Source organism: Mesorhizobium sp. M4A.F.Ca.ET.020.02.1.1 (assembly GCF_004022645.1).
Classification (GTDB): Bacteria; Pseudomonadota; Alphaproteobacteria; order Rhizobiales; family Rhizobiaceae; genus Mesorhizobium.
Window position 1 is genome coordinate 1 of record NZ_RZOI01000136.1, and the last position, 10563, is coordinate 10563.

General features: G+C 59.0%; 10 protein-coding genes. 2 read left to right on the forward strand and 8 right to left on the reverse strand.

What is annotated here, in order from left to right:
* The first annotated feature begins 14 nt into the window (after positions 1-14).
* Entirely contained in the window at positions 15-683 is a 669-nt protein-coding gene (locus tag EN742_RS11735; RefSeq protein ID WP_127407599.1) for a metalloregulator ArsR/SmtB family transcription factor, read from the forward strand.
* Positions 684-718: 35 nt separating this feature from the next.
* On the opposite strand, the gene EN742_RS11740 is transcribed toward EN742_RS11735, so the two are convergent.
* The 8 genes from EN742_RS11740 to EN742_RS11775 all read right to left on the reverse strand — a co-directional run bounded on the left by EN742_RS11740 (position 719) and on the right by EN742_RS11775 (position 9960).
* A complete protein-coding gene (locus EN742_RS11740; RefSeq protein WP_245455503.1) occupies positions 719-1336 on the reverse strand; it encodes an RNA ligase family protein in 618 nt (205 codons plus the stop codon).
* 320 nt (positions 1337-1656) lie between these two features.
* Entirely contained in the window at positions 1657-1995 is a 339-nt protein-coding gene (locus EN742_RS11745; RefSeq protein WP_126055310.1) for a hypothetical protein, read from the reverse strand.
* Between the two features lie 18 nt (positions 1996-2013).
* Positions 2014-2574, reverse strand: coding sequence for an ATP-binding protein (locus tag EN742_RS11750; RefSeq protein WP_189347531.1), 561 nt, complete (start codon positions 2572-2574; stop codon positions 2014-2016).
* 3 nt (positions 2575-2577) lie between these two features.
* The gene (locus tag EN742_RS11755) at positions 2578-4944 is read right to left on the reverse strand and encodes a SpoIIE family protein phosphatase (RefSeq protein WP_127405112.1); all 2367 of its coding nucleotides are present in this window, start codon (positions 4942-4944) and stop codon (positions 2578-2580) included.
* Entirely contained in the window at positions 4941-6119 is a 1179-nt protein-coding gene (locus EN742_RS11760; RefSeq protein ID WP_126055312.1) for a class I SAM-dependent methyltransferase, read from the reverse strand. The genes EN742_RS11755 and EN742_RS11760 overlap by 4 nt, the downstream gene beginning before the upstream one ends.
* Complete coding sequence (locus EN742_RS11765; RefSeq protein WP_245482236.1) at positions 6116-6589, reverse strand: ubiquinone biosynthesis methyltransferase UbiE; 474 nt, start codon at positions 6587-6589, stop codon at positions 6116-6118. The genes EN742_RS11760 and EN742_RS11765 overlap by 4 nt, the downstream gene beginning before the upstream one ends.
* Before the next feature lie 178 nt (positions 6590-6767).
* A complete protein-coding gene (locus EN742_RS11770; protein ID WP_245455504.1) occupies positions 6768-8396 on the reverse strand; it encodes a bifunctional diguanylate cyclase/phosphodiesterase in 1629 nt (542 codons plus the stop codon).
* Positions 8397-8817: 421 nt separating this feature from the next.
* Positions 8818-9960 carry a helix-turn-helix domain-containing protein gene (locus EN742_RS11775; protein WP_127405111.1) on the reverse strand — a complete coding sequence of 381 codons (1143 nt, stop codon included), beginning with the start codon at positions 9958-9960 and terminating at the stop codon, positions 8818-8820.
* Positions 9961-10196: 236 nt separating this feature from the next.
* Here EN742_RS11775 and EN742_RS11780 point away from each other — a divergent pair, with 236 nt between their 5' ends.
* Positions 10197-10499 (forward strand): hypothetical protein, encoded by a 303-nt coding sequence (locus EN742_RS11780; protein ID WP_126055315.1) that lies wholly within the window; start codon positions 10197-10199, stop codon positions 10497-10499.
* Positions 10500-10563: the final 64 nt, after the last annotated feature.

Consider the following 10563-nt stretch of genomic DNA (forward strand, 5'->3'; position numbering starts at 1 on the left):
ATCGAGAAGAATGCATGTCAAGCATCGGACCAAAACAGGCGGTTTTCGCCAGCCTTGCCGAAGTGGCTCAAGCTCTCGGGCATGCGCACCGGCTGGAGTTGCTGGAGCACCTCGCTCAGGGTGAACGGAATGTCGAGGGGCTTGCGGCACGGGCGGGCCTCAGCTTTGCCAACGCCTCGCGCCACCTTCAGATCCTCCGGCGCGCGCACCTTGTCGAGGCGCGGCGGCACGGCAAGCATGTGCTTTACCGTCTTGCCGGAGATACCCAGGTGGTTGAGTTGATGAAGGCCTTGGGGCGCGTGGGCGAGCGGAACGTCGCCGAGGTCAATCGCGTCATGGCCGACTACTTCCACGCACGCGACGCGCTGGAGGCTGTGTCGCGCGAAGACCTTGTCTCAAGACTGCATGACGGTCTTGTCACGGTTCTCGACGTCCGGTCGGAGGACGAATTTGCGCTTGGACATCTTCCGGGGGCGCTCAACATTCCGCTCGCTGACCTTGAACGCCGGCTGGCGGAGCTTCCCGCCAACCGGGAGGTCATCGCCTATTGCCGCGGTCCTTATTGCGTTCTGTCCTTCGAGGCTGTCGCGTCATTGCGGGCGCGAGGGTATGTCGTTCATCGGCTCGAGGACGGCTACCCCGAATGGAAGGCTGCGGGCCTTCCGGTTGAGGCGACGGCCTAAGGTGGCCTCGCACCCTTGGGCCTTGCCCGGGACGGTTACGCCGGGATGGGCGCGGAATATTTGGCCTTCAGCCATGTGTTCGACGGTCCGCTGCTGTAGTGGCTGTCGGCGCGCTTCGAGACGATGCCTTCGAGCCCCATCTTCTCGGTGGCGCGGATGATCGCCAGCGCACTGCCCGCGAAATGCTCGCTGTACCGGATCTTGCCGAGGCCCGGCTCGACCAGTTGCCACAGCGCCTGCTTTCGCTGCAGCAGGGGCAAGGAGGCCAGATCGCGACCGTCGAGATGGAGGATGTCGAACGCGACGAACACCAGCCGGCTCGGCTCGTTCCAAATCGCGGCTTCCAGCGCAGGGCAATCGGGAGCGCCCTGCTCGCCTGGCACAATGACCTCGCCGTCGATAATGGCAGCCCGGCATGGCAGCTCGACTTCCAGCGCGATGGGCCAGTATTTCGTGGTCCAGTCGCGGCCGTTCTTGCTGTAGAGGCGCACGCCGCCACTGTCGATGATGATCTGCGTCCGGTAGCCGTCGAGATAGACCTCGTGAACCCATCCCTCATCTTCGGGCGGCTGCTCGACCCGTGTCGGGATCTGCGGCGGAATGAACTCCAGCCGGCCGCTTTTGACCTTGGCTCGCTTACTCAATGACGCCACCTTTGACCGCCAGCGGCGGCTGATCGGCACAGGCAGCCGGACATCCCCCCAACCGGAACGCCTGCCGCCTGTGCCGAGCCCCCGCTAAGCCACTGTGGCCGAGCCCCCGCTAAGCCATCTCGAACATCTACGAACGAGGCCGGATTGTCGTTAGCTTCGCATCCCAATACTTATCCTGGCGTACATATCTTGCTCGGCACGGCGCTCCAGCGCCGTCCCGACTGGCCTGTGCCATCCAGGATTGCCGCAGGCCCCACTCAGTCCCTTGGACAATTCGGGCGTTGGTCTTCCGGTGATGCCGGCCTGAAAGCCAATAGGCCCTAGTCCATCAAAAGCACCAGGGCCGGATGCAGCTTCTTCAGATTCGGCAATGATTTCGATTGCCAGGGTATGTCGGGCGTTCCGCGCACGACGAGTCGAACATCGGGATGCTTGCGCACCTCGATGGTAAATTTCGCAAGCAGGTTGATGCCGGAAGAGTTGAGAAAGTGAAGGTCCTTCAAATTGAGCGTAATGGACGCGGGATTTGTGGCGAGAACGCCGGTCGCCAAAGCCATGATAGGCGCGCCGGCCTGTGAACTGGCGAGCCGCATTGAACCGTCGAAAAAAATATCGCTTCCTTCAATCCACACGCGGTAGTCGTCGGTTTTGATTTCCATAGCCTGGCTTCGTTTCATCTAGTTTTGAGTTTGCGAGATCGGTATGGAGGCATATGTCTCCAGGCAAACCCGATCGCTTTCGTCCGCTGAGCTGAATATCCAGGCCAGGCGTGCGCCATAGTCGCTCATCAAAGTCAGCAGTCCGAGCCCGGAGCCCGACATGTCGGGGTTCGCGGCATTCGCTTCTATTCGCTGTATCAGCAGGTCCTTGGGATCGCCAACCGTGATGTCCGCCAGTAGACTTTGGAATTCGGATACGTTTTGACCGTCGACGTCATTCGACACCTTGAGCTTGAAGCATTCCGAATCCATCGACGCCTCGATCACGATCTCACCTGGCGCGCGGAATTTGACAGCATTTTCGATGAGCTCGTTGACCAGATATCCGATGCTATGACGCACTTCCATGTAGTCATTGCGAGACGACTGAAAGCGCAACGCGAAAAGATCGGCGATGAAGTCCGAGGTTGTTGCGCAATGACGCCAACTCAGGTCGAGAGGTCCGTCGAACAGCCGCACGCGACTGACGTTCTCCCTCATCCCGATTGCAATGTCAGGGGTACCGAATAGCGCTGTCATTGCCTACGTGTGCCTTATGATCACTAGGGTGATGTCGTCGTGGATCTTCTGGATTCCGATATGGGCCATCAGATCGTCGATGATACCGGTTTTGATTTCCTCGGCGCTCCTGCCGTGACGTCTTTGCACGCTCTGGGAGAGCCGCTCGAACCCGAACAGTCTTTTGTTTTGGTCTTCCGCCTCGGTCACACCGTCGGTGTGCAGCACGATCACGTCGCCGCTCCCGAACTGGATGTCACGCGTGTCGATGAACTGCGAGATGTCGCTCTCCAGACCAACCGGCAGACCCAGATCAAGCGTATCAATGCGTTCGACTTCCCCATCCGCGCGCACGACGAGAACGTCCTCATGCTGGCCGGATAGCGTTACCCGCTCATCCTCGAAGTCAAGAAAGGCCAGCGAGAGATGCTTGTCGGTGTTGGTCCGCTCGATGTTCTTGTAGATTGCTTTGTTCAGCCGATTCAGAAACTGGTGCGGATCCGCTTCGTTGGTCTCCTGCAGCGCGCGCGCAACCGATTGGACCATCAGCATCAGCACGCCGCTCTCGAGACCATGGCCGGTCACGTCGCCGATGCCGATCTTGACCCGCGATCCGTTCCGCAGGACGTCGTAGTAGTCCCCGCCGACCTCGTCGGCCGGCCGCATGTAGGCTGCGATCTCCAGCCCCGGAATCGCTTCGAGTTCGAATGGTTTCGGCAAGACCATCATCTGGATCTGCCGGGCTACCGCGAGTTCGGCACCGAGGCGGACGTTCTCGTCCCGCAGCTTTTCGTTGAGCGCGGAAATCTCCAGATTTGCGTCGCCGAGCTCCCTGGTTCGTTCGTCGACGAGTTGCTCGAGGTTCTCGGTATGAAAGCTGATCTCCTCAGCCATGCGGTTGAAGGCGATGCCTGCCGCTCCAACCTCGTCGCGCGTTGGAATGCTCACGCGCACGGAATAGTCCTTGGACTGGAGCCGCTGGGCGGCGCTGGCAAGCGACCTGAGGCCGGCGGTGATGCGCTTCGAAATCCCGAGCACGGCCGCAAAGACAATCAGAAGCGAAACGACGATCGCGGCGACCTGGAAGATCAGGATACGATTGGTTGCGCGGGAAATACTCTGTTGCGCGGCGACGAGAGACGCATAGATCTCCCGTTCGGGGACGACGATCCCGACCGACATCATTTCGGACTTGATCGGTCCCGAACTCCACAGATTGGTCGGCTTCAACCTCTTGAGGACGACAATGTAGGGGACGCGTTCGCCGTTGTTGTCGAGCAGGATATGCTGAATGACACCGTCATTGTTCTGGTCGAGGGGCAGCGACGCGATGGCGGGCTGCGTGCTGCCACGCAGCGACCTCTCCAGGCCGGTGACGCCCTGCGTGCCTGCATCGCTCGATGAAGTCAGGCCGATGATCGCCTGGCCCGACGGATTGATCGCCACCACGTTGCCGGTCGACATTGTGAGGAAGCCGAACCCGGTTTCGGCGATTTTCACACGTTCGACGACTTCCGCGAGCTGATCGAGCGTGATATCCGCCCCCGCCGTACCGGCGATACCGGTGCGATCTTGCGTCCACAACGGCTGGAAAAAGCTGACGATCAGCTTTCCCGTGATTGCATCGGTGTAAGGCGCTGTCTGGGTTATGTCGTCAGGGACCGGACGGGAGGCTGGATCCCTGGCCCATTGCTGCCACGACCCATAGATTCCCGGAAAGAAGAACTCCCAGAACTCCGCCTTGTTGTGGCCCGGATAGAGCCGGTCGAAGGTCTGTGCCTGGTCCGTATAGGGCACCGTCCTGAAGATCGGCCGTTCCTTTGGACCAATATAGTACATCTGCAGTTTGGACGCCCCGCTGGCCATGAGGGTCGGCGCGACGAGATCGATCACGGTACTGTCTTCTATTTCCTTCTCGACGCCCGGCAATGGATTGTGGTCGGCCCCCAATAGGTAGCCCCAGACACTTATCACGGATGGCGATCCCGGCAGATTCTGCGCCCAATCGCCCTTGGCGTCGTAGACGACCTTCACGGAGCCGGGCGCCTGATGCGACAGTGTCGCTCCGACCTGTTGCTGCCTGCCTGGGTCGTCGATCTGGGCCTGCAGCATGCCGGCCAAGGCCTTGACGTCCCCGTGAACGCGATCGAGCAGCAGGTCGACACTTAAGGCCGTCGATTCGGCATAGGAGCGAATGTATTCCTGGTTTGCGGTCGTCAGGCCCTCACCGACTTCCGATGTGGCATCGCGCGACAGCTTTTGAACGTTCCAAAGCGCCAGGCCACCGCTCATCAGGAGGTCGAACAGCACCGCGCCACCAACGACCAGTACGAATTTCGCTCGAAAGGAGCGCATGCCGAAGCGTGGTGTAGGCTCAGCGTCGGCTTTCATTGCGGTCGCCGCCCCGATGCGACCCAGATCGGCCAGCCCGCGTAACCCTTGGGGTGGAGCGCAGCGAAAATGTGGTCCTGGAAGCCCTGCCGGAACCGTGCAACGAACTCCGGTCCGTCGCCACGTCTGGTCGCCATCTCGCCTGCATAGACATCCGCCCAGGCTACAATGACATCGGCGAAGTCCTGCGGGTCGCCGTCCAGGTTGGTGACCATGAAGGTCTCGACACGGATGTCTTCGAATCCGGTTTCGAGCAGGTATCGCCTGCTTTTGGGCCCAAGTTCGACGTCCATCTCGAAATGCCCGAACAGCTTCGCCACCTCGTTGTAGGTCCAACGAATGCTTTCGGCGCGCGGCTCGCCGAGGCAGTGCGAATTCTTCTCGTTGGTAATGTAAACCCGCCCGCCTGGCTTGCAAATGCGGTAGAGCTCCTTGAGGATAAGTTCAGGTCGATTGAAGATTTGAAGGGAATGTCGGCAGGTGACCAAATCGAACTGCGCTTCGTCGAGCAGCATTTCCGACGCATCGCCATAGGTATATTCGATACCCCGGATGTCGAATTCCTGCATCACCTGTCGAGCATAGTTCAGGCTTGATATGGAGTGGTCGAGGGCGACGATCCGCGATGGCTGGAACTCCTTCTGCACGAGCACGGCGAAATCACCGATCCCGCAACAGATGTCGGCCATGACGATCCCAGGCCTCATGCCGTGTCGCGGCAAGATCGCGCGCTCGTGGCGCCAGGTCATCTTTGTCTGTGTGCGCAGGATTGGAACAAAACCGCCTTCCTCAAGGAAGCCCTGTCCCGGATAGAATTGGCTGTCATACTGCTCGACCGTGATGTTCGGTTCGATTTTGCTCAAGCGCCCGAATTTTCGCGAGGTCCATCCAACGACGCTTGATGTGATGACGACGAATTTGAGATCGGGTCGAGCGCGGCAGGCGTCGATGATGATCCTCGAGAAGGCGTAAAATGCAGCGTTGTTCATCTGCGTCAGGCGCCTGACGTTGACATAGAGAACGCCGCGCACACGGCCGATCGCATCACGAAGCAATGCCAGGCTCGTCCCAAGCTCATCGATCGCCTGAGGCCGGACCACCCCCGATATGGAGAACTCCTGGTTGTTGGCGTCGTATTGCGCCTTGAAGCGCGGGAGAAGGTTGTAAGGGCTCAATGTTGCAGGCCCTCAAGCGGAAGATCCACGATAAGTGTGATCGCATCGCCGTCGGCTTCCTCGACCCTGAGCGTCGCGTTGTAGTCGACAGCCAGTTCCAGCAGTACGACCTCCCGGCTGGGCGCGAGATCTCCGGAAACAGAATTAAGGTATCGTTCCCTGGCCTCGTATCCCGTGACCTGGCTTACGGCTTCCTCGTAGAATTGGCGCTCCTCCGGCACGCAAGGAAATGTCAGTTCGATCCGGTCCGTCGCGCCATGGCGAGACACCCTGCACGCCAGTTCGCCGTCGGCATGGCGCGTACGAAAGGCGATTTCCAGCAATTCGTTGAAGGCAGAGGAAAAGAGATTTGAATGGCGGACCGAGTCGGATCGATTTTGACTGATCATGCGGGCCATATATGTCGAGACGTAGTCGCAGTGTCTCCAGGCGGAGACGAAAGTCCTGATCTCCATGTCGATCTGGATCATCGGCTCGAAAGTCGGCTCGCCAGCCAAGTCATGATGAACGGATCCCATCGGCGTCCTCTCTTATTCCATCCGTAGTTGAGCCTGGTAGCGCGATGAGCAGGTTCCGCACACGCAGGAATTGCGCGGCACCGGCCTCGTTGTTTTTTACCACTCTCCACTTTACAAAGGGTGCAAGGCGCTACACTGCCCGATTTGATCCCTCCATCGCCCGTATCCCCTTCGGCGGGGACCTCCTGATGAAATCGCTTGTTGCCTCGGCGCCGAGCGGCCGGCCGAGGAAATTGCCCTGCAGGCAATCGCAATTCTCCTTGATCAGCCACCGTGCCTGTGCCGACGTCTCAACCCCCTCGGCGGTGACGCTTATTCCCAAGCCGTGCGCCAGATTGATGATCGATCGCACGATCGTCTGGCCTTTGAGATCGGTCTCCAGGTCCGCGATGAAGTATTGATCAATCTTCAAAGTGTCGAATGGAAAATTCTTAAGATAGCTCAATGATGAATAGTATGTTCCAAAATCGTCGAGCGAAATTCGTATTCCCAATACGTTCAGAGTATTCAACGTGTCGATATTGTCGATTGTCCTCTCAAGAAGAACCGTCTCGGTTATCTCAAGTTCAAGTCTGTCGGCTCGAATTCCAACCTCGTCGATGATCTGAGCGACGGTATCTGTCAGCGAACCGCTGAGGAACTGAGCCGGCGACAGGTTGACTGCGACCGTCAGCGAAGAAGGCCAACTCAATGCCTGGCGACAGGCTTGCTCGAGCACCCATCGACCGATCTCATCCATCAGACCGTCGGCTTCGGCGATCGGTATGAACACGCTGGGTGGAATGACGCCGATCTCGGGGTGCCGCCACCGCAGCAGCGCTTCGAAGCCGATCACCGACGAAGGAGGCCGAATGAGCGGCTGATACTCCAAATAAAGCTCGTTCCGCTCCAGCGCGGTTCGAAGGCTGCGCCTCAGATTTTCGCGTTGCTCGAGCAGGAGCAGCATCGAGCGGTTGAACGTTCGAGCGCAGCCGCGTCCATCTGTCTTGGCTGCATAAAGAGCAATGTCGGCGGCTTTCATCAGTTGCTCGCCATCGGTCCCGTGCTCCGGCCCGAGAGCAATTCCGATACTCGAGCCGACGAAGACAGGAATGCCGTTGATGACGAACGGCTCCTTGAACGCGTTGACCAGCGATCCGGCGAGGCGCTCGGCTTCCGCGGGCTGCTCCTTGCCCAATTGAATGACGGCGAACTCATCGCCGGCATACCGGTAGGCGGATTCGCCGTCCTGCAGCGCGTCACGAATTCGACCTGCCGCAAGTTGAAGAAGCGTGTCACCTGCTCCATGGCCGAGCGTGTCGTTGACCGCTTTGAAATCATCAAGGTCGATTTGCAGCAAGGCGGCCTTCGGCTTTGATCCGCCTATGACCGTCAGCGCTTGCTGCAGCCGCTCGCCGAATCGCCGCCGATTCTGCAGTCCGGTCAGCACGTCGTGCGTCGCCTGATGGAGCAGAATTACATGCTCCTGCTCATCCGCCGCGCTCCGTCCGCCGCGCTCCCTTGATTCGATGATTCCCGCACCATCTGCTGTGCCGAAGACGAAAACGGACCGGGGCGCTTCGCCCGCCGATCGCGGCAAGTCGATGCTTGCCGGAGAACCGCCCTGGAACACCCGAAGAAATTCGTCGCGACAGCTCGCATCGAGGAAGCTCGGGTAGATCTCCCAGATGGCGGCGCCCAGCGCCACCGCGCTTCCGTATATGCGTTTGAGGCTGGCTGCGTAGTGCGTCAGACGGAAGTCGCGATCATAGAACGACATAAGTTCGGTCGTGTTCGCCAAAAGGTCTGGGAGAAGCGCCTCGCCGGCACGTGGAACATCGCTTGAGGAAAGCCCCTCGTTCTCCGTACCGACGCCTGATGCCTCTGGGCGCAAGAGCCACCTCCATAGGCGGTGAAAATTTCCACGTCCCCCAGTTTAGAAATAGCATAACCGTCAAGCTTGGCAAAACTTTCAGCTCACTGTCTTAACAAGCGCCGCATGCAGCGCAATTGCGATGCATGCGGCGCTTGGATTGGCGGCAAGTTATCGATAACGATGAACAGTTACGATTCGTTAATAAACGGAAATCGGCGGCAATTTAGCTATGTGACTGATGGCGCGGTGGTGGCGATTCGAAATATTGTGCGCCATGAGGCGAAGCAGCCTCCCCCCCCCGGCAAGCCCCGTTTTGACCCTGGACTCAGCTTCCGAGCGCCTTGAGCCAACCTTCAAAGGACGGGGCCTTGTGGTGTTCAGCAAGCGAGACAGACTGGGCGAGGCGCGGCAACGCCACGGAACTTCGGACTTCGCGGGGGCTGTAACCGAATTCCTTGCTGAATGCCCGGCTGAAATTGGCGGCTGAGCTAAACCCGACGGCTTCCGCAATATCGACAATGCGCCGGCTGTCCGCCGGATCGCCAAGCGCAGCATGGGCTGCCAGAAGTCGGCGACTTTGTATGTAGTGGAGGACACCACCGCTCGGCTCGAACAACTGATAGAGACGGGAGCGCGAGACGCCGAGCGCCCGGCACATTGAATCCGGCGTCAGATTGGCCGCATCCAGATTGTTGTGGACGTATCGACGCGCCCGCTCCATCAGCGCGACACTCACCAATTGTTCGGTGGCTGCCGCATGTTCCGCCTGGGGCGAGAGGCAGGCAATGATCATGCTGCGCGTTGCGTGTACGATACGAGGCAGATCGTCAGCCGTGAGACTGCGCAGCCTTGCTTCTATGCTGTTGAGGTAGTCCAGCAAGAGGTTGGCAAAGTTGCCGGACAGAATTGAATTGTTCTTTGCATCCAGGGTTGCCGTCGCATCGGCGAACAAATCACGCGGCAAATAGAGAAAGAGACTTTCGGATTCCGTTGTCCGCCCGCGAAACGGGTAGCCAAGCGATCTGATCTCCAATTTGCCGGGCTCGTTTTCCGCAACGCGACGATCGACCTCCGTCCACGACCGGCCAGTACGTGGCAAGGCGATATACCAATGATCGATCGAACTCGACCGAAGCTTGGCGGCGGAACGCATATAGCTATGCGCTGGTGCACGCTGTTGGACGATCAGCATGCCGCCGAAGTTCCAGGCCGTATGCTCGGCGGGAAAGCCGTCGTCGAGCGATTTGTCATCCGGCAGCCTGACCTCGACAAGCGGTGCCATATGCGCCTGCCAAGCGGCGAATTGATGCTCTGGCGCCAGATCGAGCGTTGAAAATGGCAAGGGGTCGAGCGCCGGCGCCAGTGACCCGGCAACCTCATGGTGAGGTTGAGCTTCGCGCGGCCAACGACGTCGCTCACGCTCCGGCGCCTGCCTCGAACGCGCCTCGTCCTGCTTCTTAGCATCCATCGCAGGGTACCATATCCGAATCCGGTATACCCATGCGCCCACGTCAATCATGTGGTGTATCACAGGCACTTGGCAAGACTGGCGGAACTCAAGTCCACAGAAGCGGCCATCATCACGCTGGATTACAGTAAGAAATGCATTCCGAGACAAGTTTATGGATGTGACGATAACGACACTCTTCAACCCGGTGCGTATAGAATCCGGCATCGTGAAAGCGAAGTTGAGGAGGCCACGAGATGAACGCAAAGCTCAAAGCGGAAGCTCGCCGCAAGATCATTCTTGACGGGTACGTTAACAATGAACCCCTGAAAGATATTGCGGCCAAGATCGGATGCTCCCTGGCGAGTTTAAAGGTCAGCGCCAGCAAACTCGGCTGCACCAGGACGCCAAAGGAGGCGGCCGCATTTCGACGCGGCTTTCGTGTCCCGGAAGAAAAACGGCGTGATTACTATCAATTGATGATTGCTGGGCAGTACAAGGCCCACGAGTGCGCGCGGATCTTGGGCCTGCTAACGATGCAGTTGCCTGGCCCAGAGTAGTCGTATGACAATACTGTTGCCGATATTGTTACTCGGGCATTTCATCGCCTCGGCAGTTCCTCAG

Excerpts from the sequence above, each read along its gene's own strand:
- EN742_RS11735 (WP_127407599.1), top strand. The coding sequence starts at position 15 with ATGTCAAGCATCGGACCAAAACAGGCGGTTTTCGCCAGCCTTGCCGAA.
- EN742_RS11745 (WP_126055310.1), bottom strand. The coding sequence starts at position 1,995 with ATGGAAATCAAAACCGACGACTACCGCGTGTGGATTGAAGGAAGCGAT.
- EN742_RS11750 (WP_189347531.1), bottom strand. The coding sequence starts at position 2,574 with ATGACAGCGCTATTCGGTACCCCTGACATTGCAATCGGGATGAGGGAG.
- EN742_RS11755 (WP_127405112.1), bottom strand. The coding sequence starts at position 4,944 with ATGAAAGCCGACGCTGAGCCTACACCACGCTTCGGCATGCGCTCCTTT.
- EN742_RS11765 (WP_245482236.1), bottom strand. The coding sequence starts at position 6,589 with ATGATCCAGATCGACATGGAGATCAGGACTTTCGTCTCCGCCTGGAGA.
- EN742_RS11770 (WP_245455504.1), bottom strand. The coding sequence starts at position 8,396 with ATGTCGTTCTATGATCGCGACTTCCGTCTGACGCACTACGCAGCCAGC.
- EN742_RS11775 (WP_127405111.1), bottom strand. The coding sequence starts at position 9,960 with ATGGATGCTAAGAAGCAGGACGAGGCGCGTTCGAGGCAGGCGCCGGAG.
- EN742_RS11780 (WP_126055315.1), top strand. The coding sequence starts at position 10,197 with ATGAACGCAAAGCTCAAAGCGGAAGCTCGCCGCAAGATCATTCTTGAC.